The organism is Pedobacter sp. (genome assembly GCF_037719805.1).
GTDB lineage: Bacteria > Bacteroidota > Bacteroidia > Sphingobacteriales > Sphingobacteriaceae > Pedobacter.
On sequence record NZ_JBBJLZ010000003.1, the window covers coordinates 615430 to 640227 of the forward strand.

Genomic DNA, 24798 nt, shown 5'->3' on the forward strand with positions numbered 1-24798 from the left:
CTCTTTTAAAACGAACATTCGTTTTTTCTATTGTACGCTGATTAACATTTTTCAAACCAATGGGCACTCTTGTTGTTTTCATTCATAGGTTCATCCCTAATAGGGACAAATAATAAAATAATATATGGATGCAGAAGAAATAAGCTTAAGCGAGAAAGCTGTTAAGCCGGTAGTAGATTTACTAAATGAATATTTAGCGAATTATCATATTCATTATCAAAAGCTGAGAGGCTGTCATTGGAATATTAAGGGACAAAACTTCTTCACTTTACACGTTAAATTCGAAGAGCTGTACACAAACACACAAGAAACTATTGACGAGATCGCTGAGCGTGTGCTGACGCTAGGCAAACCACCACATAGCCGTTTCGCAGATTATATCTCGGAGAGCGCTATTAAAGAAATTGATACCATAGGAATGGAAGACATGCTGATGGTAGATGCTATTTTAGAAGACATGGCTTTGCTGATTCAACTTGAACGTGATCTATTAGATGCATCTGCTGAAGCGAGTGATGATGGCACGAATGATATGGTAAACAGATTTATGCAGTTTAAAGAAAAAACTACCTGGATGCTAAGGTCATTTGCTGGTAAGTTATAGTTTGAATAGTATTTTAAGAACGTCATGCTAAATCAGCATGACGTTTACTTTTTAATACCTTTGTCTTAATGGGATATAAAAGCTTAGCGGAGTGTGTTTCTGATCTGGATAAACACGGTCATTTACTTAGAATTCGGGAGGAAGTGGATCCATACTTAGAGATGGCCGCGATCCATATGCGCGTTTACGATAAGCAAGGTCCTGCAATATATTTCGAAAAGATAAAGGGAAGTAAGTTTCCAGCGGTTTCTAATCTATTTGGCACCTTGGAACGCTCTAAATTTATGTTTAGAGACAGTCTTGAGCAAGTAGAACTGTTGGTTAACCTACGTTCTGATCCTGTCAAGGCACTAAAAAACCCTTTTAAACTTCCAGGTATTGCCTTTACCGCACTTACTGCTTTACCCTTGAAGCAAGGCATGCTTAAGTCGCAGTTCGTGAAAACTACTATTGATGCCTTACCTCAAATTGTGAACTGGCCAATGGATGGCGGTCCGTTTATAACTATGCCGCAGGTGTATACCGAAGATCCCGATAAAGCCGGGATCTTAAACGCCAACCTTGGAATGTATCGAATCCAGCTGGCAGGTAACGATTACGAATTGAATAAGGAGATTGGACTGCATTACCAGATTCATCGTGGAATCGGTGTTCATCAGTCAAAGGCTAATGCGAAGGGAATGCCTTTGCAAGTAAGTATCTTTGTTGGTGGACCACCATCGCATCCGCTTGCGGCAGTGATGCCGCTACCAGAAGGCTTGTCTGAAATGACTTTCGCAGGTGCTGTCGGCAACAGAAGGTTTAGATATTTCTATGATGAAGAAGGGTTCTGCATTTCTGCTGATGCTGATTTCATCATAACGGGAACAGTCTACCCTAATGAAACTAAGCCCGAAGGACCTTTTGGCGACCATCTGGGTTATTATAGCTTGACACACCCCTTCCCTTTAATGAAGGTTCACAATGTTTATCATCGCAAAGATGCCATATGGTCGTTTACCGTTGTCGGCCGACCGCCGCAAGAAGACACTAGCTTTGGCGCATTGATACATGAAATATCTGGTTCCGCACTACCAAAAGAAATCCATGGACTGAAGGAAGTTAATGCTGTTGATGCGGCAGGGGTACATCCACTTCTTTTTGCAATTGGAAGTGAACGGTATACGCCATATTTAAAAGAGCGGAGGCCTCAGGAGATACTGACCATTGCCAATCATATTTTAGGTAAGAATCAGCTCAGTCTGGCGAAGTACCTATTTATCACCGCGCAGGAGGATGATGACAACTTAAGTACTCATGACCTGTCTGCATTTATGCAGCACGTGCTAAGTCGTCTTGATTTTAGAAGAGATATGCACTTTCATACTCAAACAACGATGGATACCCTCGATTACAGTGCAGAAGGGTTAAACAGCGGTTCTAAGGTTGTATTTGCAGCAGCAGGGGAAGTAAAGCGGAGCCTGTGTAAAACATTGGAGTTCACTACGGATCTGCCCAAAGGGTTGTCTAATTTTCGGCTGGCTATTCCAGGCGTGGCAACTATGACCTGTGAACCCTTTACCGATTATGCGCAAACTGATAGCCAGGTTAAGTTACTCTGCGCGGAGCTTAATAAGCATGATTTGTCTGGGTTGGCTTTTATTACTCTTTGCGACGATTCCGAATTTACTTCTGCGAATATTAACAACTTCGTTTGGGTAACATTTACTCGGAGTAATCCGGCGACCGATATCTATGGTGTTGGAGAGTCTGTGATCGATAAGCACTGGGGATGTGATGGTCCTGTGATCATTGACGCTCGAAAGAAGCCACATCACGCTCCTGAATTGTTTAAGGATCCGGATGTGGAGAAAAGGGTGGATGAGGTTCTGGCCAGGTGCGGCTTTTAGTTTTCATATAAGGCTTAAATAAAAATGAGGGAAAGCTGTTATGCTTTCCCTCATTTTTATTTTTAAGAAACTAACTAAAACCTTACTCCAAACGTTAAAAACACATTGTTTCTTGATGTTTTAATGTCCGCTGACGGCTCAGAAAAATCGTTTAACTCGTACGGTGCTAATTCTGTATTGGTTTGGTAACGTTGGTAAGCTAGATCGAAGTAGTAGTTATCAATCCGGTAACCTAAACCACCAGTATAGCTATTCGCGTCATAATAACCAGCATTATCGCTTTTGACCGCACTTCCATTGAAACCGTAACCACCTCTCAAACTAAATGCATTGTCGACTTTGTATTCCAATCCAACACGATAGTTGAAGGCTTCTTTATAGTTCATCTTTACATTAGCATTCTCGCTTCTGATCCTTTGTGGATCATTTCCTGCATCAGTAGAAAACTTGATGTTTGAGTAATCAATATAATCAACATCCGCACTTAGTAAAGCCTTTCCTCCAAACACATAGCTTGCTCCTAAAGATCCTTTCAATGGTGTCCTAAGTTTATATCTGAAAGGAAACACTTCGGCATCACTTGAGTAATTACCTGCTGCTGCACCCGTAGCGATCCTGGAATCAATTGTATAAGAAGAAATGTCTTCAATCAATAACCAGGTTGGGGTTTGAAACGTAGCACCGATTCTGAAGCTAGTCACAGGACGGAATATAACTCCCAATCTACCATTAATACCGGATCCGGTAGTTTCCTGACTTTGTCTCATCGACATACTGTAATTCGAATTTTCTGTTACATTAAAGCCGTCCTCAATAAATTCACTGTCATTCACATACCGAATGTTTACAAGCCCAACACTTGCACCAATATATACTTGGTTTGAAATGTTTAGCGCTCCTGCTGCAGTAAGCTCAGAGGTCGATCCTGATCTCATCTCAGATTTCCGCTGAATGTTATTTACATCAGTTTCCGGGAAGTAATCAGGACTATAGGGCGTATTAGGAACAATTGTCCCGTGACCTATAAGATAACTGTCGTAGGCCATTCTAGCTTGCGAACCCGTCGGAAGCTGATCTGGTGCTACACCAAGGGCATTTGCCTGTTCTGAATAATAATCTGCAATTGAATTGTTCGGATTTGTTCCTCCGTAAGAGAAATTAGCGCTGAAATCATTATTCCTGGCGTATCCTAGTCCAAAGACACTACTTATTAATCCTTTAGTTGTATTTTGACCCTGAGCCTTGTAGGTTGGACTATACAGTATAACTCCGATATTGTTAAGGTTTAAACGGTCTTTAGAAGACTCCGTATTGGTGTTCAAATAGTTCGCTGAACCTTTCATATTATTGAACTCAGGCGTTAAACTGAACTCTGACTTGGTAAACAGCCCAAGACCAGCGGGATTGGATGTAATTGAACCCATGTCCCCACCAACACCTATCTGAGCACCTGCCATACCCTTGAATCTGGCAGTGCTCCCGTAATTAGTCTGGGAAAATCTAAATGCGTCTGGAGTGAAACTCTGCGCATAGGTAGTTCCTGTAGCAGCTACTATAGCTGCTAAGGATAATAAAAGTTTTTTCATGTATTTTCGATCGTTAATTTAAACTACCCTCTACCGGCTCTTGTAGGTCTTGCGCCACCGCCGCCGCCACCGCTACTTCCGGATGAAGATGAACCACCACTGCTACGTGAACCACCACCATCTGATCTTGCAGGTGGCGAGTATGTTGGCTGCGATCTCGCTGGTGCAGACTCAGTTCTGGTAGGTCTGCTTTGGGTAGGAGCATTCGAACGGTCAACTCTTCCCTGAGTGGTCTGGTTTCTGTCGTTTCCAAATCTTTCAGATCGGCTTCTCTCTATAACCCTATTGCCATTAACGTCAGACCTTGTCGTAGTAGACCTGGCCATTCCGCGGTTAGTTCCAACTCCGTTTTCTCTACCAAGATATGGTCTTGCTTTATATTCAGGAACGTTTGTAGTTCTTCCAGTATAATAACCACCACCGTAGTAACCGCCCCCTAAAAAGCCTCCACCATAATAACCGCCGCCAAAACCGCCGCCGTAATAGTTTCCATAACCAAAGTTGTTATAACCCCAGTTATTGAAGCCCCAGTTGTTATAGCCATAAAAAGGAGAATAGAGGCTTCCCCAACCAAGGCCTATACCAAATCCGCCTCCAAAACCACCTCCGTAACCACCGTAGAAGTCGTTATATCCGTTGAAATATGGATCGTAATAAGACCTCCATGGAGAACCATAAGAGAATCTATTTATCCTGGAAGAATAATCCATATCATAATATGGATCACTGGTACCATAGTAATCGTCTTCCTGATATTCTTGTGTAGCTGGCTGAGTCGTTCTAACTGGTGCCGGTACATATACTTTCGCTTGCGCATTGCTGTTATAAACGTCATCGGTAACCGCTCCTTGTTGAGCAACTCTCGGCGTTGAGCAAGACGTAACAACTACTGCTGTTACGGCAAGCATACTGGTGAATAATTGATTTAGTTTCATATATATATTGGTTTTGTGTGTTCGAAGCTTTTTGTAGGTATAAATTTATAAATTTGCAGCGTACATTACAAGCGATTTAACACAAAAAACGTTCCAGACAGCTATGAGCAAAGGCATTACAAGTAAAAACGAAGACTATTCTCAGTGGTATAACGACATTGTTATAAAGGCCGACCTGGCAGAGCATTCCTCTGTTAAGGGTTGCATGGTCATCAAACCCTATGGATACTCGATTTGGGAGAAAATACAGGCGGTTTTGGACCAAAAGTTTAAAGATACCGGACATAGTAATGCCTATTTTCCCTTATTCATACCTAAGTCATTTTTCTCTAAGGAGGCTTCTCACGTAGAGGGGTTTGCCACCGAATGTGCCGTAGTGACACATTACCGTCTTAAAAATGATGGTAATGGCAACATGATTGTAGATGAAACTGCAAAGCTCGAAGAAGAACTGATTGTTCGTCCGACCTCCGAGACCATCATCTGGAATACCTATAAAGGATGGGTGCAGTCTTATAGGGACCTTCCGCTTTTAATTAATCAATGGGCAAATGTGGTACGATGGGAAATGCGGACCAGACTATTCTTACGTACAACTGAATTTCTTTGGCAAGAAGGGCATACTGCTCATGCAACCGCCGATGAGGCGATTGCTGAAACGAGACAAATGCTTGATGTGTACGCTGATTTCGCTGAAAACTGGATGGCAGTACCGGTTGTAAAAGGTGTTAAAACGCCCAATGAACGTTTTGCCGGTGCCTTAGATACCTATTGTATTGAAGCACTGATGCAGGACGGTAAAGCTTTGCAAGCTGGAACGTCACATTTTTTAGGTCAGAATTTTGCAAAAGCATTCGATGTGAAGTTTACCAACAAAGAGGGGAAGATAGAACACGTTTGGGCCACCTCATGGGGAGTGTCAACACGTTTAATGGGTGCTCTGATTATGGCACATAGTGACGATGCTGGTTTAGTATTGCCACCAAAGCTGGCTCCAATACAGGTTGTAATTGTTCCAATCTATAGAGGCGACGAAGAACTTCAAAAAATCTCCGTATTTGTTAACAGCTTAATTCCTAAATTGAAACATCTGGGTATTTCCGTAAAATATGATGACAGGGACACTCAGCGTCCAGGTTTCAAATTCGCGGAATACGAGCTAAAAGGAGTACCTATCCGACTTGCTATTGGCGGCCGTGATTTAGAAAATGGAACAGTCGAATTAGCGAGGAGGGATACACGGGAGAAGCAGACCGTACAACAGGATGGACTGGATGTTTACATTGCTCAGCTGCTGGAAGACATCCAATCAAATATTTATAACAAGGCACTGAATTTCAGAACAGAACACATCACCGACGCAAATTCTTATGATGAGTTTAAAGAACTGCTGGATGGTAAAGCTGGGTTCATTTCTGCGCATTGGGACGGGACTCCCGAAACAGAACAGAAAATTAAGGAAGAAACTAAAGCAACAATCAGATGTATACCCCTGGATAATCCATTAGAAGATGGTATATGCATTTACAGCGGCAAACCATCAACTCAACGTGTTCTTTTTGCCAGAGCATATTAGAAGAAATTCCTAAACTTAAAAGACAAATGAAATTCGCAACTAAAGCAATACACGCAGGTCAAGAACCTGATCCAACAACAGGAGCAGTGATGACTCCAATATATCAGACTTCCACCTACGCGCAAAAGTCGCCAGGTGACCACAAGGGGTATGAATATTCCAGAGGTACAAACCCTACACGTAAGGCGCTTGAGGATTGTTTGGCAGCATTAGAAAATGCAAAATACGGTCTTGCCTTTTCAAGCGGCATGGGTGCTACTGATGCGGTGCTTCGTATGTTGAAGCCAGGAGATGAGGTCATTACCGGAAACGATCTTTATGGTGGCTCGTATCGGATCTTTACGAAGATCTACGAAAAGTACGGTTTGAAGTTTCATTTTCTGGACCTGTCAAAGCCTGAGAGCATTCTTCCTTATATCAATGATAATACCAAGCTGGTTTGGGTGGAAACGCCAACCAATCCAACCATGAGAATTATTGATATTGAGGGAGTTGCAAGGATTACCAAAAGTAATAATATACTTCTTGCAGTAGACAATACTTTTGCTTCACCTTACTTACAGAATCCGATGGATCAAGGAGCCGACATCGTAATGCATTCAGTGACGAAATATATTGGAGGTCACTCCGATGTAGTTATGGGCGCGTTGCTTGTTAACGATGAGCAGCTTTATAAAGAGCTCTGGTTCATTTATAATGCTTGTGGAGCTACACCTGGACCACAGGATGCATTTCTGGTATTGAGGGGTATCAAAACACTTCATTTGAGAATGAAAGCGCACTGTGAGAACGGCGAGAAGGTTGCTCATTTTTTAAAGAACCATCCTAAGATCGAACATATCTATTGGCCCGGTTTTGAAGACCATCCGAACCATGATGTCGCTAAAAGGCAGATGAGGGGTTTTGGAGGTATGGTTTCTATAACTATCAAAGACGCTGATTTGCAAGAAACGTTTAGAGTTGCTTCATCATTCAAGGTTTTTACACTGGCAGAATCATTAGGCGGAGTAGAGTCGTTAATTAACCATCCTACCTCAATGACACATGGTTCAATACCTAAGGAGGAACGGGAGAAAGTTGGCGTTACAGATAATCTGTTAAGATTAAGTGTAGGAGTAGAGGATATCGATGATCTTTTGGCAGATCTTGAACAAGCTTTAAGTTAGTTTGGAGTTTCTGGAGCTTAAAGATTTTTTAGATGTAAAGGTTGAACAATACAATCAGCCCTCATTCATTACTAATGATCCCATATGCATTCCGCACCAGTATAGCATTAAGCAAGACGTTGAAATTGCCGCATTCTTTGCGGCAATTTTAGCTTGGGGTCAACGGAAGACCATCATAAATAAGTGTAATGACTTGTTTTCCCGCATGGATAATGCGCCCTATGATTTCGTATTGAACCATGGTCCGGACGACCTTAAACGGCTTCTGGGATTTAAACACAGGACCTTCAATGATACGGACCTGTTATACTTTATAGCATTCTTTAACCAGCATTATCAGGAGTCTGACACACTTGAGTCTGCGTTTTTAGTTCCGGAAGTAGGCGACGCCCCGAGAATTGAACGTGCGCTTAATCATTTTAGGTCTTATTTCTTTTCCTTGCCAGATTACACTGGCCGTACAATTAAGCACGTATCCTCCCCAATGCAGAAGTCTACCTGTAAGCGCTTGAATATGTTCTTGCGTTGGATGGTCCGGAAAGACAATAAAGGCGTGGATTTTGGTGTATGGAGTAACTTAAAGCCATCAGAACTTATTTGCCCTTGCGACGTTCATGTGGACCGGGTAGCTAGGAAACTAGGAATGATTCAAAGAAAACAAACCGACTGGCTTACTGCCATCGAACTCAGTGCTCAGCTAGTGCTCTTGGATCCAATAGATCCGGTTAAATATGATTTCGCATTGTTTGGATTGGGAATAGAAGAGAAATTCTAGTATTTTCAGGCATGATTGAATTCAAGGCAGAAATCGAGCGGTTTGCAGAAATGGGTGAGAAGACCGGCTGGAGTTATATCTTCATTCCTGCTGTACTCGCTCAAAGTCTAAAGAAAGACTGCAAAAAAAGCTTTCGTGTAAAGGGACAGCTTGACAACATTGAAATCGAGGGTGTCGCCATTGTCCCAATGGGAGAGGGAGATTTTATTCTTGCATTAAAAGCAAGCCTAAGGAAACAACTTAAGAAGGAATGTGGCGCCGTCATTAATGTCCGGCTCGTGGAAGATAAGGACTTTGAGATTAAGATGCCTCCAGAGCTTGAGCTTTGTTTGTCCGACGAACCCGAGCTGCTTCAAACATTTCTAAAGCTTCCCAAATCTCATCAGAATTGGTACATCAATTGGCTCAACTCTGCTAAAACTGAGCCTACAAGAATCAAAAGGATAGTTAAAATCGTATCAGCAATGGATAGGGGTCAGACCTTCGGCGAAATGATGCGGGAGGATAAGCCTATGAAAGCTTAGACTTTACAGGCCTACTGTAATCTCTAAACCAGCTGGAGATCTTCATCTGTATTACTCCTAAAAAGGCTTCCCTAAAGATCTTTGTGCTCATTTTAGATGTGCCTTCTGTTCGGTCCGTAAATATGATGGGGATCTCCACAACGTTAAAACCGTAGTTAATTGCCGTGAATTTCATTTCAATTTGAAAGGCATAGCCAACAAATCTAATCTTGTTCATGGGGATGGTCTCCAAAACCTCTCTTCTGTAACATTTAAACCCTGCGGTAGCATCTTGTATAGAAATACCTGTGATCATCCTTACATACATGGAGGCGAAGTAAGACATCAATACCCGGCTCATCGGCCAGTTGACCACATTTACACCTTTTACATATCTGGAACCGATTGCTATGTCGGCCCCTGAAGTGCAAGCAGTTCGAAGCTTGACCAAATCGTCTGGGTTATGGGAAAAATCCGCATCCATCTCGAAAATGTACTGATATTGCGCTCTTTCCAGCGCCCACTTAAATCCGTGGATGTAGGCGGTGCCCAGTCCAAGCTTACCCTTTCGTTCTTCCAAATGTAAAGCCGGATACTCTTGTTGTAATTGCTTTACGATATCGGCAGTACCGTCAGGTGAACCATCGTCAATGATGAGAATTTCAAAAAAGAAATTTAAAGAGAAAACCTTTCTAACGATCTTTTCAATATTCTCTTTCTCATTGTAGGTAGGGATGATTACTAAACTATCTGACACGTATATGGGTTTAAAAGCACGAAGTTAAGGATTTACTTTACTTCTTGCATTAGCTTTTTGACAAGGGGTGAAATGGCAATCAAAACAACTCCTGCGATGACTGAATAAATTGCCAGTTGTTTGTAGCCATCTGTATAAGTAATGAGTTTTTGTAGCGCGCTGTCGTTTTCTCCGGCTTTTGACAGATTTGCACCTAGTAGACCGGCTACATATTGTCCATATGCACTCGCTAAAAACCACGTACCCATCATTACTCCCTGAAGCTTAGGAGGGGATAATTTAGTCATGATAGATAATCCGATCGGTGAGAGGCAAAGCTCACCAAGCGTTACTACAAAGTAAGCAATCGTGAACACATCAAGAGAGGCTATCCCTTCAGTAGTAGCGAAGAAACGTGTTGAATAAAAGACGAAGTATGCAGCTCCAAGAAACAAGAAGCCCATCCCAAACTTAATGATTGTATTGGGCTCAATTTTCCTCTTTGCCATGCCAATCCAGATTAAGCTGATCAGAAAAGCAAATATGATCACGAACAAGGAGTTTGCAGAATTGTTCACTCCATTTGGGTCTAACGTAATTGTTCCCAATAGTTTATTATCCAAATTTCTCGCAGCGAAGAGCGCTAATGAACCGCCACTTTGCTCATAAATCCCCCAAAATACAATTGAAAACAGTATGAATACCAATGCAGCAAGCAACTTCTTACGTTCTGCAACATTGTATTTAGACATTTCATAAAAAAGGTAGATCAACGTAGCTGGACCAATTGTATACATAAACCAATCTGTATACTGTGTTTTAGCTACCATGATCATAATAACTGGTACAACCGCTAAAGTGCCTATGTAAACAGCGTAGTCATACCACTTTTTATTGATCGATTTCCGTATGATAACAGCCGGTTCAGGCTGAACCTTTTCATCAGCACCTACAAATGTTTCGTCAACTATATTTTCCTCATCCGAAGGAGGCAGTCCAATCGGTCCTAATGTTCTTTGTGTAAAAATAAATGTAATCAGACTTATGGTCATTGCAATTGCTGCCAGCCCAAATGCCAGGTGCCAGTTATGTTTCCCGATCGCTATACAAGCATATCCACCCAATAAAGCACCGATGTTAATACCAGCATAAAACACAGAAAATCCAGCGTCACGACGAATATCATTTGACCGATAAAGTTTGCCTACCATTGTGGAGATGTTTGGCTTAAAGAAGCCTGTTCCAACAACTGTGAAGCTAATTCCCAGAAAGAAAAATTCCTTTGGATCATAGGCAAGGATTGAACTACCGGCGATCATAAGTATACCACCCCAAAACAGTGATTTCCTAAATCCTAGGATTTTGTCAGCGAATAAACCTCCAATAAACGTGAAAGCATAGACAAATGCTTGCGTAGCGCCATATTGTAGGTTGGCATCTACGTCTTTCATCATCAACTGCGTGACCATAAAATAGGTAAGCATCCCGCGCATGCCGTAGAAGCAGAAGCGTTCCCACATCTCTGAGAAAAATAACGACCAAAGTTGTTTAGGGTATTTCCCTTTGAAGTCCTGGATTTGGTCCAGGGTGATGTTCTCAGTCATTAAGTTATGTTATTTTACGCCGTGCATTAATTTCTTCATGATAGGTGTTAACATCATTACTAACAAGCCTAAGCCGATCGGAATTAACGTGAATATTAAAAAGAAGGTAGTCATTGAATACTTGGACGTTATCTCATCGATCATTCCACCCATGGTTCCTGCTATCTTGTTACCAATCGCTATCGCCAGGTACCAGATACCGAACATGATCGCTATCATCCTTCCCGGTACTAATTTACTGACATAAGATAAGCCTACAGGCGAGATGAATAATTCTCCAAGCGTGTGGAAAAGGTAAGCCAATACCAGCCAAATCATACTTACAGCCGCAACAGCAGCTCCCTGAGGAATGGTGCTTGATCCATAGGCCAACGCTCCAAAACCGATCCCCAGTAGGATCATTCCATAAGCGTTTTTCATTGTTGCAGATGGGTTGTATTTGCTTTCCCAAAGTTTAGAAACAATAGGAGCTAGGCTTATGATAAATAGGGAGTTCAAGATTCCAAACCAAGTGGCAGGAACTTCGGACTTAACCTCATTATACTGATTAGAAAGCATGTAAATTACAATGCCCCAAATGATCACAAAACCTATGGCAAGGATAATGTTGCCGAGTGCGTATTTGGCGAACGTCTTAGTGAAAAGTTTAAATAGTACGTAAGAGATAATGATAAGAGGAATAATCGTTATCAAAGTATTCACCACATTAAAGATAATCTTGGAGTCTCCCGTTAGAACACGCTGCGTATAGTCTTTAGCAAAAATGGTCATAGAACCACCTGCTTGCTCAAAAGATGCCCAGAAGAAAATGGTAATGAACGCCAATACAATAACAGCAATCATTTTGTCGCGAAGAACAGGGGTGTATTGTGCGATCCTTTTAACCAAAATAAACAGGAACAACACTAAAGCTATAATAATCATAAAATTACTCCCGTCAAGGCTACCTACTTTGAAATTAAATAGGTTCGACGAGGTGATCTTAGATACTGGGTCATTAATAATCCAGGCGAGTCCGATAACAGATATTAAAGCAATAATGATAGAGTCAAATGTAGAGAATGGGTTCCTTGTTGACTCCTCCAAATTATCTGAGACCTCTTCCACTTGGTTTTTTAACGGCTTCAAGCCTATGTCACCAAATATTCCTTGTGTAAAATAAAATTGTAGCATTCCGATGAACATAAAAATACCGGCAAGACCGAAGCCCCAGTTCCATCCCCAATCGGGACTTTCACCAATATAACCGCAAAGAAGCATCCCTAAGAAGGCACCGGAGTTTACGCCCATGTAAAAAATGGTATAGGCTCCATCTTTTTTATCGGAGTGTTTTTTGTACATCTGCGACAATACTGATGTCATGTTCGGCTTGAAAAATCCATTACCAATTACAAGTAATCCTAAGCCTAAATACATAAATGCCTGGTGGAATTCCATAGCCATTGAGAGGTGTCCCAGTGTCATTAAGAGTGCACCAACTATAACTGCCCATCGGTAACCAATGATTCTGTCTGCAATATATCCTCCCAAAATTGGAGTCAGGTAAGCCAGACCAGTGTAAGACCCATATATAGCCAGCGCATGCTCTCTTGGCCATCCCCAGCCGGGGTTAATATCTGTTAGAGAAGAAGTCAGGAAAAGGACAAGTAAGGCCCTCATCCCATAATACGAAAACCTTTCCCACATCTCTGTGAAGAATAAAACGAACAGTCCCGCTGGGTGTCCTAATACCTTATTCTCGAAAAAGTCATTTGGGGTATCCAAATTAGTTGTACTCATCTTAGTTTTTTAGTGATTTAGTTCGTTGAATGCGCAAGATAGTTACCCAGAGGCATACTTTCAAACTTATAGCTTTTTTATGGCTTTTGTGTCTTTATCCTTAGGATCCACATACAATTCATCCAAATTGTTAGGGTCATTCTTAAGTTCAACGTTTTCAATCAGTTTAAGCCTCCCGTTTTGAACTTTATAGGCATCAAAACTAAGGTCAGACGCATAATATTCAAAATTCCCCACCATATCTTCAGAGAAAGGAGCGAGGTGATCAAATACCACCATGTTTGTGGTCTTGTCAAACGTCAGCGTCATAGAATTTAGCTTGTTGTATTCAAAAATGATCCTGTTTTTTGTAGTTATTCCCTTAGAGCCATCAAATATTGGTTTTCCAAATACGGGCTCATCTTTCTCAAAGGAAAGAACATCTAAAACCTTCTTGGTCGTTTTTGCACTGTTGCCTTTCCAGCCTAGAAGCAGGTAATAGGGCTGCCGACCACTTACAATGACTGGCACAACCTCGTAATAACGAGCTCCGTACCAGCTTTTATTATTACCAAGCAGGTTGGGATCGGCAATATTATCGGTATTGTCTAATAAGGGAAATAGTTTAAGCTTACCATCTTTAGTTCCCATTTGCACAGTACCAAAAAACCGGTAACTACCATCGTCAAGTGGCACAAACCAGGATATAATTCGAAAAGAGTTGTCGGGGGCTTTGACGATACTCACTCTTTTTAAAGAATCAAAGGGATAACTGAAAGAGCTGTGGGTTTTTAAGGAGTTAACTAGGGTTTTGATAAAGACTGCGTTTTTAGCAAAGCGCTCCCCAGTAGTTTGGGAATTAGCCATATCGTCACTGATCTTTATTAGGGAGTCCTGGTATTTCACCATGACCGGCCCGTTATCGTTTTTAAAGCTGTGTTGAGCCTTTAAAGGCGACGATGCTTGAAAAAGCAAAAGAGCCAGTATCAGCGTGACGAATCTTCCTTTCATTACGCTAAATTTTCGATGACAATGGCACTTGCGCCACCACCGCCATTACAGATACCTGCCACACCAATCTTCCCGCCGTTTTGCGAAAGCACCGACAACAAGGTAACCACAATTCGGGCCCCGGATGCACCTAGCGGATGACCAAGCGATACTGCACCACCATTAATATTCACCTTCTCTGCATTCAAATCCAACTCTTTATTATTCGCAAGCGATACCACTGCAAAAGCTTCATTGATCTCGAAAAAGTCAACATCCGAGAGTTGCATACCTGCTCGTTTTAAAGCAAGCGGAATTGCTTTTGAAGGTGCAGTCGTGAACCATTCCGGCGCTTGTTGCGCATCGGCATATGCTATTATTTTTGCTAAGGGCTTTAAGCCTAGTTCAAGTGCTTTATCTGCACTCATCAGCACTAGTGCAGCCGCTCCATCATTCAATGCAGAAGCATTTGCTGCGGTGACAGTGCCGTCCTTTTTAAATACCGGCTTTAGGCCGGGAATTTTCTCGAAGTTAACAGCAAACGGTTCCTCATCTTTGTCAATAAGGGTCACATTGCCTTTCCTGTCCTTAATTTCAACAGAAACAATTTCACTAGAAAAACGTCCTTCCTGTTGTGCCGACTGTGATTTTTTATAAGACGAGATAGCATAAGCGTCTTGTTCTTCACGACTAAAGCCACACTCTTCCGCGCATAACTCAGCTGCAGATCCCATATGATAGTCGTTATATACATCCCATAGGCCATCCTTCAGCAACCCATCTGTCAGTTGTCCATGTCCCAGACGATAACCGTCACGTGCCTTGTCTAAATAGTAAGGAACATTGCTCATGCTTTCCATTCCCCCTGCTACAATAACGTCTGCCTCGCCGAGAGCGATGCTTTGAGCAGCCAGCATTATGGCTTTAGTACCTGAAGCACAAACTTTATTAATTGTTGTTGACGGAACATCAGGAAGGTCAGCAAATTTTGCAGCCTGTGTAGCTGGAGCCTGGCCCAGGCCTGCCGATAACACATTGCCCATATATACTTCCTGAACATCTTCCGGCTGGACGCCTGCACGTTTTACTGCTTCTTTTATCGCGATGCCACCCAGTTGGGTAGCTGTCAGTCCAGATAATTCCCCACGAAAACTTCCAATCGGCGTTCTTACTGCCGACACTATTACCACCTCTTTCATGCGCTTTATAGTTAGTTGTAGTAAAGTTAGATCAATCTTCTGAATTTTTAACCTTGCTGTGTTTTCTTTTTGTCTTGAGCGCTTCATTGAGCAAGAATTCTATTTGCCCGTTTGTACTTCTGAATTCATCTCCCGCCCATTGTTCAATCTCCTTCAGCACCTCAGTATTAATTCTAAGCACAAACGCTTTTTTCTCCTTCTCAGACATAGTCTAATCCATTAACTATAAAGTGTTCCGGTATTTACAACAGGCTGAACATTTCTATCTCCACAAAGCACTACCAATAGATTACTGACCATAGCCGCTTTGCGTTCCTCATCAAGCTCAACTATGTTCTTTTCTGATAACCGTTCCAGCGCCATTTCTACCATCCCAACTGCACCTTCCACAATGAGCTTTCTGGCCGCAATAACTGCAGTTGCCTGCTGACGTTGCAACATGGCGCTCGCTATTTCCTGCGCATAAGCCAGATGCGAAATTCTTGCTTCCAAAACCTGGATCCCTGCTCTGGACAATCGCTCACTTAATTCTGCTTCCAATAGTGTACTTACTTTTTCTGCTCCATCTTTTAAGGTGATGGTTGCTTCTTCATCTTCAAAATTGTCATAGGCGAACATGTTTGCGAGATGTCGAACTGCCGCTTCACTCTGAATGTTGACGTATTGCAGATAATCCTCTACAGCGAACATCGCTTTCGCCGTTTCCTCGATCTGCCAAACAACAACTGCAGCAATCTCTATTGGATTTCCAAGCTTGTCGTTCACCTTGATCTGATGGCCGTTTAAATTCCTTGCTTTCAGTGAAACCTTCTTTTTAACGGTTAGCGGATTAACCCAAAAAAAACCGTCTGCTTTCACCGTACCAACATACTTCCCAAAAAGAATGAGCACTTTGGATTCATTCGGATCATTAATAATGAGTCCCGGCAAAACCAATACAAAGTTTAGCAACAACACAATAGGACCTAGTATAAAATGTTGTGTGACCAAAGCTGCAATGCCCCCGATCAAAAGGACAAAAAATAAGGCAAATGTTAGATAGCCTGATGGTGGTGTAATGATTTTTTCCTGATACATAATGATATTGGTTTGATATCATAAAAGACGTTAAAAGAAAGCAGAATTCCAAATGCAATTTTTGCTGTGTTGAAAGTCTTACTTCAGTTGAAGAAATTTATCTTATTTTTGATTCCATCAATCAAAATCACTTTGGCTAAAATCAAAAAGAATTCTCATAGAGTGCTTTACAGAAAGTATTCATCAAACATCAAATATGTGATGATGATATTTTCAGTCTTTATCATCACCGCCTTTCTACCTAAACAACCAAGGTTCAGGTATGAGTTTGAAAAAGGGGAGATATGGAAAAACAAAGACTTAGCATCTCCATTTAGCTTTGCTATTTTGAAAACAACGCCTCAGGTTGATCTCGATAGGAAAGAGGCATTGGATAATATTCTACCGATATATACCCTGGATACGGCACTAATTAATGAAGTTGAAGAGGCGTATGTAAGTGAGTTTGATGTAAAATGGCGCGCTAGTGGCTTACCCGATAACGAGAAGGAGGTTTACAAAAGGACGTCTGTTAATATACTAAGATCTATCTATGCCAAAGGGATTATAGCGCTTGATGTTAAGCAACAGAAGGGGAATAAGAATTATGACTTTTCTTTGCTGCAAAACAATGTAAGCAAGACGCTTAATTCTGCAGATGTATTTACCGTCCAAACCGCCCTAAATTATTATAAGAACACATTTACCTCCGTTAGTTTGAAAGTTAAGGACCTTGTGCTCACCCTAATTGAGGACCATCTACGAGCGAACATTGTATTTGATGAGAAACTAACACTGATGCTTCAGGAAAATGCAGTTAACAGTCTCTCCACCACCAGGGGAATGGTGCAAAAAGGTGAACTGATTATAGCAAAGAATAATGTAATAGACGACGAAATCTATCAAAAACTTCAGTCGTTCAAGGAGATATATGAAGCCCAGACTAAAACTATCGGAGATAGCAAACTGGTTTATTTTGGTCAGATATTGCTTGTCGGTTTCATTGTTAGTTTATTGATGGTGTTTTTAAAACTTTTCCGGAAAGACATCTTTGCTGACAACAGACAACTCACGCTGATCTTACTAGTAACAACCATTATGTTGCTGTCGCTCACCTGGGCTATAAAGTTAAATCTGCCGAGCTTGTATTACATACCCTTCTGCATTGTGCCAATCATTATCAGAATTCTGTTTGATACCCGACTCGCACTTTATCTGCATTTGTTAGTCATACTGATCGCTGGGTTTTTCGTTCCCAATAGCTTTGAGTTTGTGTTTTTTCAAACTACTGCCGGTATGGTCGCTATATATAGCATTAGAAATCTTATTAAAAGAGAACAATTGCTGCTGTCGGCATTATTTATTTTATCGGCTTACTTCATTTCTTTTGTCGGCATTGCACTACTGCGGGAAGGATCAATCACCAACATCGAGTGGGCCAACTTTGTGCCTTTTATAGTGAGCGTTCTACTTTCGCTACTTGCTTATCCGTTAATTTACGCTTTTGAGCGGTTGTTTGGCATCACTTCCGATATCGCCCTGATTGAGCTGACCAACACCAACAATAAACTGCTGAGAGAATTGGCATTTAAGGCACCAGGAACGTTCCAGCACTCTTTACAGGTAGCCAATCTTGCAGAAGCCGCTATTTTTAAGATTGGCGGTAATTCGCTATTAGTAAGGGCAGGGGCATTATATCATGACATAGGAAAGATTGAAAACCCACAATACTTCATTGAGAACCAAAATACGGCTGTTAGTCCGCACGATAAGCTCCCGTATGAACAAAGTGCTCAGATTATAATAAAGCACGTACATAAGGGGATAGAGATCACAAGAAAGCACCAGTTACCAGAAAGTGTGATCGACTTCATTAGAACGCATCACGGCAATACCAGGGTGGACTATTTTTATCAGTCCTTCCTTAAAAACTCCCCAGAGAAATTTGTTGATGAGAACATATTCCGTTACCCTGGACCGATTCCCTTCTCGAAAGAAACGGGAGTATTAATGCTTGCGGATTCAGTGGAGGCGGCCTCAAGAAGCCTTAAGAATCCGGACACTCAAAGTATAAATGCGCTTGTTGAAAGGATAATTGACTACAAACTGGAGCAAGACCAACTAGATAATTGTGATATTACTTTAAAAGATATAGAAACTATAAAGCTGATATTCAAGACGATGCTAATGAGCATTTATCACGTTAGAATAGATTATCAGCAAACACTGTAATTTTCTTTTGGAAACTTAGATGAATTGCTATATTTGCAACCTCAAAAGGGACATTTTGAGAATTCGGAGGGATGCCTGAGTGGCCGAAAGGAACAGTTTGCTAAACTGTCGTACTGGCAACGGTACCGAGGGTTCGAATCCCTCTTCCTCCGCTTGATAACCCATCAAAATGAATTGAACCCCGGTAGTCGCATGATTACAGGGGTTTTTTGTTTTACCGAAACTCACAAAAGGAATTACTGTTCCATAACGATGTACGCAGGGTAGGATTTAGGATTAGGCAACTCAAATTTTTCATCGTAAGGTTGAATGCCTGCACCGTTTTGGTAGGATGCCACACGTTTTACCCCACTTGCGGTACTGCCACCAGTTCCATTGATCACACTTTGAATGTTACCCGGACCAGAAAAGCGGGTGGTTACCATCTTATCAAGTCTCACATTTGGACTATTGGGTACTTCAAAGCCGTTTCGCTTATTTACCTTTCCATCGGTCCCTGTGAAAACTGCGTAGGAACCCATTCCTATACTCTGGTGTTGTTTCACGGTATTGGCAACCTTGAATGCAGCAAATCCATGAAATTTGCCTTTCTGACTGCTCCAGCTGTCCTGATTCGGGGCATCGTATGGTGGTTCGTTTTGAAAGAAATAGGTCCTGCCACGCTCGCCCAACCAAAGCACTTCATATTCCTGAAAGTGTTCTGTAAACAAGGCGTAAAGAGTGACATCATCGCCGGTAACTATCAATCCATTTTTACACCGGTCTCTAACCCAACGTACATCGCCACCTGGTTGCGAACCGTGGTCGGCACGCCACAGCCAAAAGTGGTCGCCCACCACATGATTGCTGTTAATTTGCATCGCAGTATGGACCTGAATGTTTTTTGACTGAACTCCGCCCACTCTGCAAGTGATGTCTGTGAGCAGAATTGGATTTGCAGAATGGTCAGCATTTGCTCCTTCTTCACCAATTCTGATTTGATAGGTGGTACTATTGGATGAATCCATCAATAGTCCGGCTATGATGATCCCATTTTTGTCGTCTGCATAAATACATCCCCATGTGTTCTTTTCAGTAGGCTCCAGCGTTACCGAAGCGATACCAGCACCCAGAAGGATGGCATCTTTTCTGTTCACCTGGATAGGGGCATTCAAGGCGTAGTGACCGGGTGTGAAAAATATGTTTTTGCCTGCTTGCAGGGCACTGTTGATTTCTATATCGGTATCGCCTTCTTTAGCAACATACCAATCGGTAAGCAAATTCTGAATATTTCCTTTTCCCATAGCTGTTTCCGACCATGAAACCCCCGTTCTATCCTTTTGCCATGCGGGAACAAATATTTTGTATTCTTTGTCGTCATCAATAAAAAGGAAGGGCTTTTCTCTGATAACAGGTGTAGTGGAAATGGGTGTGTTGATTGCGTCGGCCCGCGGTGGATTGGTGCAACCTTGCCAAACCATATTGTATGAACCTCCCATGGATGACGAACCTGCAGGAAAAACAGCATTCCTGGTGTACCATTGCTGCTGTCCACCCCAGTTCGGTCTGGATGAAGTATAGTGAGTGTCGGCGATGAAGCCCCCGCTACCCCAAAAATTGTTGGCACCGATATCTGAAATGTATTTCGAAGTACTCTCAATTCGCATTCTTCGGGCACTGGTTGATTGAGAAACTGTCCAGGCAAAATCCCGCATTACCGAGACATTCTCCACCGAACGCCAAAACGTACAGGTCGCATTTGCGCCTCCCGACAGGTGAGGCCTGGTGAATATGGCGCCCAACTTGACATCTCCCGGTATTTTGCCCAGACCTCCGATGTGCGAATAGAATCCTAGTTCTATCGAGTTGGCTGCTGCCGAAGATGCAGAACCAGAGCCGCCCGGATCGTAACTTTGCCCATTGATATTTGCTTTGAAATAGTAGCTCTGGCGCTTGGTCGTCCACTCTCCGTTTGATCGCCCAAGGCCAGTAGTTCCAAACTGCGAATTGATGTCGGTTTTTGCAGTTTCCGGTTTTTCATATTTCCTGTCATAAAAATACATGTTGTCCCCAAAAATCTGCTGCTCGAGTGAAACGATGGTGCTGATCTCATTTCGTGTAATTCTATAATAGTTTTCGTACTTATTTGCGTTTGGCTTAGGATCACTAAAGGTCATTTTGGAAGTGGAACCTACCATTACAAAGTCTGATGCCAGACGACTGCCTCCTCTTGTGATTACATAATTTCCGGAAGACCCGAATGCTGGCCAGGATAGGGTTGCGCTATGCTTTTTATTGTTGTAAACTATCTTGCCCTGTGGGTTAGGCTGCTGTTTATTATGATTAAAGCAGTAAGCCGTTGCATAGCTGCATAGCTCCAACATCAAAGTAAATACTGCACAAATAGCGGTCTTTCTCTTCATAAGCGTGTTCTTGTTCTCTAAAGTACAAAAAAACAATGCAAGGCGAATGACCCAGCGCATCCTTCTCATCGTTACCTGTCTTAATTTACCTTTTAGGTTGCCCTTAAAAGCCTATATCAACAATTAAAACATGATCTGGCACTTTTAGTTCTACAATGCTCACATTTCGAAGTGTCTTCAGCGGGTTCGCACCATTTCCTTCAGGCATCCGGTCAAATGAAGGACGGTATGTCTTGATAACGGAGGCCTTCTTGTACAATTCCAGCTGTACAGTCTTGTCATCATGATTAATGTCTTTATAGTCATTGTCCTTTGAGCCACCTTCTGAGCCATTAACCCCCTGCCAGAGGGCCAGCAGGAATCTTACATCGCTTTTTTGAAACACCATATGTCGAACGTCTCTGAGGTCTCCAGTTAAGGAATATTTCAAGCTTGATGTTTGGAAAGACTTATTGCTATCCTTAAAAAGCACAATGAAATTTTTTAAAGCCGTAAATTGAAGCCGGGGTGTGCCATCGGTATTTAATAAACCGAAGTCTTCAGCGTTATTGATCAGCTGATAAAAGTATACCGTTTTCACACCGCTTTGCAACCGCTCCAGAACAAGTCTCGGTGCATATTTGGCAGCAGTTCTTGTTGAAACGGCCGGATGACCGTTGGCACCTTCACTCATTTTATATCCGCATTCTGTTTCGATGAGCGCTGCATTACCGCTTAACTTCCTGTAGTTTCCAATGGCTTGAGGGAAACTGAGTCCCCAGCCGCCTGCCAAATTGCTTTCTGGAAAATGGCCGCTATATGCATGGAGGTTCCCAATGTCCATCCCATCAAAGGCATTGCTGCATCTCCTTGAAAATTCCAAGGCACTGTTGCGGGTGTCTGCGAAGGAGGGGCCAAGTAACGGTATACCTTTGCTGTTTACATTTGTCTTGTAGACCTGAGTGAATGTATGCAGATAGCTGCAAAGTTTAGTCCAGTCGTTCTTCCATCCGATATCACGTTCATTGGCTGGCTCTATAAGATCAACGACTGGTTTACCCTTGTCAATCTGGTTTAATCTGATTACTTCGTCTCGCGTTTTCTCCATATCGGTACCGCCGTCGTTGTTAATCAACAGTAATTTGATGCCGAATTGATGAGCAAGATCAGTATATCTTTCATTGATCTTTTCATTGCCGAAATGGTCGCGAATATGCTTCGTTCCAAGTTCTACTAACTTCGGTTTAATGATGTCCTCGTAATGCAGATTGTACACAGAACCCAGGTAATTGAGGTGAGTATTTACCCCGACTGCTTCTGCAGCGTAGGAGCTAGGCATCGCCCTGACCGTTATTTGAGGTTTTTTAATAACAGTCCCCTGGCACAGGCCGCCCGTAGAACTTAAACAAAGAAAAAGCGCAATAACTAAGTTCTTCATAAGCATCACATTGCAGCTTAGTTTACCGATTGCTGCATTTGAAATTAGTAAATAATAATGACCTTTAACGGAAGATCAGTTGTTAATGTAATAAATGTCAGCATGAGTACGACGGTAATATATTTGCTTGGGATATTGTTTGGTCAATTTACATTTGCAAACGCATATCCCCGTGTTGCTTCGCCGCACGAAATAACCCTATCGCTTTACCACCACTATCCGTCATCTAAATCCGTTTACATTAAATATGACCTGATGGGTGGGACGTTCAACTACAAGCCCAATACTTCCGCTTTAGAAGTTGATGATGCAATTGTTTTCGCAGCCAAAGATGGCGGATACTGGGAGCGGATAGTTGGAGACACGATTAAGCTATCCTGGTATAACTTAAGCAGCAAGAACGCAGACAACAGTGCTATCCTCCGAAAAGGGATTCAGGCTGCTATCGACAAACGCGCGTCAGTCGTCAGCTTCCCAATGGCTGGCACATACTACATTCAATCAGGCAACTACTGGACAATACCCAGTCAGCTGAAACTTACTATAGACGGCAAAGGATCCACCATCATCGTAGATAAAAAGGCTGCGGCTGTTGCACAGGAAACCTATGTGATGGCATTCAAATGCAGCGACAACAATTCCTTGAATAGCTCGATCACCATCAAAAACCTAAATATTAAAGCACCAGAAATCCTCCCACAATGGACGAATACCAATTACCAGGCACATAGGCTTGTAATTGCTATGGAAACAGCCGGTGTCTCCGCTGTGAACATCATCAACTGTAAGCTAAATGACATCTGTGGTTACGGGATCCGGCTAAAGAACTTTTTATCTGCTACTATCAGCGGTGTCATAGAAACAAACGTAGGTGGACATTTCCCTATTGAAAATGGCAATGACAGCTTCGGCGATGGCATTTGGCTGGGTCATTATGATGTGCAAAATGTTCGCCGAACAAGGAAGAACACGAACGCTACAATCAGCAGTTGCATCATCAAAGGGTACAACACTGCTACTAACGGGAACTTCGCAAGTCGTTCTGGAATCACTGTAGAAGCATTTAATTCGTTTGCGCCCGATATTGTAATGAATGTGAACGTTAAGAATTCCACCATATCCGATTATGACCGCAATTTGCATGTAGAAGGCATAAGTTCGAAAATTACCTATTCGAATTGTAAGATTAGAAATTTCTTTGGAATAGCACTGGTCATTAAATCTATCAATACCAACCTAACGTACGACAAGTGTACCGCCTCTGGCTTGCTAAAAGCGAATCCGAAACAGGAGCGCTATGGATTGGGCGGAGTGATGCAGTTTGACAGTACCGTTGATCTTTTTCTCCGCAATAGCACGGTATTTACCTTTAATGGACCAGCAAGCTTTCGAGCCAACTTCCACATCACAAAGAACAGTGTGCTTGATTTTGGTAATTCTGATGTCTTTTTTGATCACGCTAACCTTTACATCAATAGTGGTGGTTCGTTAATTAACATTCCCACTGAGGTTAAGCGTGGCTTTAATATGTATGGCAGCAGCGTAGAATTGAACGGCAAGAAGGTAGAACTGAATGGTAAATTTAAGCAGGCAACATTATTTTAATGCCCATACCAATCATTGCTGACAGCGTAAAACTAACCAGGGTGCCCACCAGCACATATTCGGTTTTAAGCTGAGTATTGCTTTCTTTTTCGCTAAATCTTAGAATTGACTTCGCCGTCATCAAAAAGCCAATTGCGGTATATTGTGACAGGAGTACAAATGTAAAAATTAGTATCCTTTCGCAGATGCCTATCCACTTGCCTGCATTGGCCAGACCAAGTTCCTGCTCTTCTCCACTAGCAACGGGTTGATCGGTGTCTTCTGCTGATCCTTCGGGAGCTCTGACCGTTTCCCTGCTAATCTGATCCCGCCATTTCTGTGTGGCTTTGCCTATAAGAATACCTAGCGGCCAGCTAACAAACAAATAGCCGGTCGCGATTAGCCAGAAACTTGAACTATTGTTAAGGAAGTCAAATGCCTTAGGGAGCATCGACCATTTGCCCTCAAGCGACAACCAAAGTACCAGGATAACAGCCAGATGGGCGAGTTGATCAATTATAAAATAACTGAATCTACCGCTATCAAATTTAGACTTCACGTAATCGATCAGTAGGTGAGAGCTGAATATAACCAATGGAATTACCCAATTGTCATATGCTCCGGAAATCAAATAGGCTACAATTGTCGTCACGGTCACGTGCACGTACAATTTAATTGATCGCCCCTGCCTTTGTTCCCGATCCCTTACCCAACTTGTTGGTTGAAAAACAAAATCCGTAAGTAAGTGCGCAATGATCAGTCTGAGCAATAAGTTAATTTCCATAA

General features: G+C 42.2%; 20 protein-coding genes and 1 tRNA gene. 9 read left to right on the forward strand and 12 right to left on the reverse strand.

Translation table 11 applies throughout. The features are described from left to right. Positions 1-124 precede the first annotated feature (124 nt). Together WKF66_RS12355 and WKF66_RS12360 are read left to right on the forward strand one after the other, a co-directional pair. On the forward strand, positions 125-604 hold the full coding sequence (locus WKF66_RS12355) for a Dps family protein (RefSeq protein ID WP_489674765.1): 480 nt from the start codon (positions 125-127) through the stop codon (positions 602-604). Positions 605-672: 68 nt separating this feature from the next. Continuing rightward, positions 673-2493 (forward strand): UbiD family decarboxylase, encoded by a 1821-nt coding sequence (locus tag WKF66_RS12360; protein WP_489674766.1) that lies wholly within the window; start codon positions 673-675, stop codon positions 2491-2493. 74 nt (positions 2494-2567) lie between these two features. Here the strand turns inward: WKF66_RS12360 and WKF66_RS12365 are convergent, their stop codons facing one another. Together WKF66_RS12365 and WKF66_RS12370 are read right to left on the reverse strand one after the other, a co-directional pair. Then, on the reverse strand, positions 2568-4079 hold the full coding sequence (locus WKF66_RS12365; protein ID WP_489674767.1) for an OmpP1/FadL family transporter: 1512 nt from the start codon (positions 4077-4079) through the stop codon (positions 2568-2570). Positions 4080-4102: 23 nt separating this feature from the next. After that, positions 4103-5014, reverse strand: coding sequence for a hypothetical protein (locus WKF66_RS12370; RefSeq protein ID WP_489674768.1), 912 nt, complete (start codon positions 5012-5014; stop codon positions 4103-4105). 103 nt (positions 5015-5117) lie between these two features. Between WKF66_RS12370 and proS the strand changes: the two genes are divergently transcribed. Genes proS through WKF66_RS12390 form a run of 4 tightly spaced genes read left to right on the forward strand, consistent with a single transcriptional unit; the run spans position 5118 to position 9055 of the window. Further along, entirely contained in the window at positions 5118-6590 is a 1473-nt protein-coding gene (proS, locus tag WKF66_RS12375) for a proline--tRNA ligase (RefSeq protein ID WP_489674769.1), read from the forward strand. A gap of 26 nt (positions 6591-6616) precedes the next feature. Continuing rightward, a complete protein-coding gene (locus WKF66_RS12380; protein WP_489674770.1) occupies positions 6617-7756 on the forward strand; it encodes a cystathionine gamma-synthase in 1140 nt (379 codons plus the stop codon). Position 7757: 1 nt separating this feature from the next. Further along, the gene (locus WKF66_RS12385) at positions 7758-8531 is read left to right on the forward strand and encodes a TIGR02757 family protein (RefSeq protein ID WP_489674771.1); all 774 of its coding nucleotides are present in this window, start codon (positions 7758-7760) and stop codon (positions 8529-8531) included. A gap of 11 nt (positions 8532-8542) precedes the next feature. Further along, a complete protein-coding gene (locus WKF66_RS12390; RefSeq protein WP_489674772.1) occupies positions 8543-9055 on the forward strand; it encodes a YdeI/OmpD-associated family protein in 513 nt (170 codons plus the stop codon). On the opposite strand, the gene WKF66_RS12395 is transcribed toward WKF66_RS12390, so the two are convergent. The 7 genes from WKF66_RS12395 to WKF66_RS12425 form a co-directional block, all read right to left on the reverse strand. After that, entirely contained in the window at positions 9042-9791 is a 750-nt protein-coding gene (locus tag WKF66_RS12395) for a polyprenol monophosphomannose synthase (protein WP_489674773.1), read from the reverse strand. The genes WKF66_RS12390 and WKF66_RS12395 overlap by 14 nt on opposite strands. A 32-nt stretch (positions 9792-9823) precedes the next feature. Beyond that, positions 9824-11374, reverse strand: a complete 1551-nt coding sequence (locus WKF66_RS12400) for a peptide MFS transporter (RefSeq protein WP_489674774.1) — start codon at positions 11372-11374, stop codon at positions 9824-9826. Positions 11375-11383: 9 nt separating this feature from the next. Further along, positions 11384-13153, reverse strand: coding sequence for a peptide MFS transporter (locus WKF66_RS12405; RefSeq protein WP_489674775.1), 1770 nt, complete (start codon positions 13151-13153; stop codon positions 11384-11386). 66 nt (positions 13154-13219) lie between these two features. After that, complete coding sequence (locus tag WKF66_RS12410) at positions 13220-14143, reverse strand: hypothetical protein (RefSeq protein ID WP_489674776.1); 924 nt, start codon at positions 14141-14143, stop codon at positions 13220-13222. Continuing rightward, positions 14143-15321 carry an acetyl-CoA C-acyltransferase gene (locus WKF66_RS12415; protein WP_489674777.1) on the reverse strand — a complete coding sequence of 393 codons (1179 nt, stop codon included), beginning with the start codon at positions 15319-15321 and terminating at the stop codon, positions 14143-14145. Before WKF66_RS12415 ends, WKF66_RS12410 begins: the two co-directional genes overlap by 1 nt. A 31-nt stretch (positions 15322-15352) precedes the next feature. Continuing rightward, positions 15353-15529: a type II toxin-antitoxin system antitoxin gene (locus tag WKF66_RS12420; RefSeq protein ID WP_489674778.1), complete on the reverse strand. Its 177-nt coding sequence runs from the start codon at positions 15527-15529 to the stop codon at positions 15353-15355. An 11-nt stretch (positions 15530-15540) separates the two neighbouring features. Further along, positions 15541-16398, reverse strand: coding sequence for an SPFH domain-containing protein (locus WKF66_RS12425; protein ID WP_489674779.1), 858 nt, complete (start codon positions 16396-16398; stop codon positions 15541-15543). A 132-nt stretch (positions 16399-16530) separates the two neighbouring features. On the opposite strand from WKF66_RS12425, the gene WKF66_RS12430 reads away from it, so the two are divergent. Both WKF66_RS12430 and WKF66_RS12435 read left to right on the forward strand, forming a co-directional pair. Next, positions 16531-18609 carry an HD family phosphohydrolase gene (locus WKF66_RS12430; protein WP_489674780.1) on the forward strand — a complete coding sequence of 693 codons (2079 nt, stop codon included), beginning with the start codon at positions 16531-16533 and terminating at the stop codon, positions 18607-18609. Positions 18610-18674: 65 nt separating this feature from the next. Continuing rightward, positions 18675-18761, forward strand: a tRNA-Ser gene (locus WKF66_RS12435). A gap of 84 nt (positions 18762-18845) precedes the next feature. Here the strand turns inward: WKF66_RS12435 and WKF66_RS12440 are convergent. Beyond that, positions 18846-21011, reverse strand: a complete 2166-nt coding sequence (locus WKF66_RS12440; RefSeq protein WP_489674781.1) for a hypothetical protein — start codon at positions 21009-21011, stop codon at positions 18846-18848. 103 nt (positions 21012-21114) lie between these two features. Beyond that, a complete protein-coding gene (locus tag WKF66_RS12445) occupies positions 21115-22428 on the reverse strand; it encodes a hypothetical protein (protein WP_489674782.1) in 1314 nt (437 codons plus the stop codon). A 102-nt stretch (positions 22429-22530) separates the two neighbouring features. Between WKF66_RS12445 and WKF66_RS12450 the strand changes: the two genes are divergently transcribed. Then, positions 22531-24033 carry a hypothetical protein gene (locus tag WKF66_RS12450; protein WP_489674783.1) on the forward strand — a complete coding sequence of 501 codons (1503 nt, stop codon included), beginning with the start codon at positions 22531-22533 and terminating at the stop codon, positions 24031-24033. On the opposite strand, the gene WKF66_RS12455 is transcribed toward WKF66_RS12450, so the two are convergent. Next, positions 24011-24796, reverse strand: coding sequence for a DUF3307 domain-containing protein (locus WKF66_RS12455; RefSeq protein WP_489674784.1), 786 nt, complete (start codon positions 24794-24796; stop codon positions 24011-24013). The two genes, WKF66_RS12450 and WKF66_RS12455, sit on opposite strands and share 23 nt — an antisense overlap. Positions 24797-24798 lie beyond the last annotated feature (2 nt).

Coding starts and splice junctions, on each gene's coding strand:
- WKF66_RS12355 (WP_489674765.1), top strand. CDS start 125: ATGGATGCAGAAGAAATAAGCTTAAGCGAGAAAGCTGTTAAGCCGGTA.
- WKF66_RS12390 (WP_489674772.1), top strand. CDS start 8,543: ATGATTGAATTCAAGGCAGAAATCGAGCGGTTTGCAGAAATGGGTGAG.
- WKF66_RS12425 (WP_489674779.1), bottom strand. CDS start 16,398: ATGTATCAGGAAAAAATCATTACACCACCATCAGGCTATCTAACATTT.
- WKF66_RS12415 (WP_489674777.1), bottom strand. CDS start 15,321: ATGAAAGAGGTGGTAATAGTGTCGGCAGTAAGAACGCCGATTGGAAGT.
- WKF66_RS12360 (WP_489674766.1), top strand. CDS start 673: ATGGGATATAAAAGCTTAGCGGAGTGTGTTTCTGATCTGGATAAACAC.
- WKF66_RS12365 (WP_489674767.1), bottom strand. CDS start 4,079: ATGAAAAAACTTTTATTATCCTTAGCAGCTATAGTAGCTGCTACAGGA.
- WKF66_RS12370 (WP_489674768.1), bottom strand. CDS start 5,014: ATGAAACTAAATCAATTATTCACCAGTATGCTTGCCGTAACAGCAGTA.
- WKF66_RS12410 (WP_489674776.1), bottom strand. CDS start 14,143: ATGAAAGGAAGATTCGTCACGCTGATACTGGCTCTTTTGCTTTTTCAA.
- WKF66_RS12450 (WP_489674783.1), top strand. CDS start 22,531: ATGAGTACGACGGTAATATATTTGCTTGGGATATTGTTTGGTCAATTT.
- WKF66_RS12420 (WP_489674778.1), bottom strand. CDS start 15,529: ATGTCTGAGAAGGAGAAAAAAGCGTTTGTGCTTAGAATTAATACTGAG.
- WKF66_RS12405 (WP_489674775.1), bottom strand. CDS start 13,153: ATGAGTACAACTAATTTGGATACCCCAAATGACTTTTTCGAGAATAAG.
- WKF66_RS12400 (WP_489674774.1), bottom strand. CDS start 11,374: ATGACTGAGAACATCACCCTGGACCAAATCCAGGACTTCAAAGGGAAA.
- WKF66_RS12440 (WP_489674781.1), bottom strand. CDS start 21,011: ATGAAGAGAAAGACCGCTATTTGTGCAGTATTTACTTTGATGTTGGAG.
- WKF66_RS12380 (WP_489674770.1), top strand. CDS start 6,617: ATGAAATTCGCAACTAAAGCAATACACGCAGGTCAAGAACCTGATCCA.
- WKF66_RS12455 (WP_489674784.1), bottom strand. CDS start 24,796: ATGGAAATTAACTTATTGCTCAGACTGATCATTGCGCACTTACTTACG.
- proS (WP_489674769.1), top strand. CDS start 5,118: ATGAGCAAAGGCATTACAAGTAAAAACGAAGACTATTCTCAGTGGTAT.
- WKF66_RS12445 (WP_489674782.1), bottom strand. CDS start 22,428: ATGAAGAACTTAGTTATTGCGCTTTTTCTTTGTTTAAGTTCTACGGGC.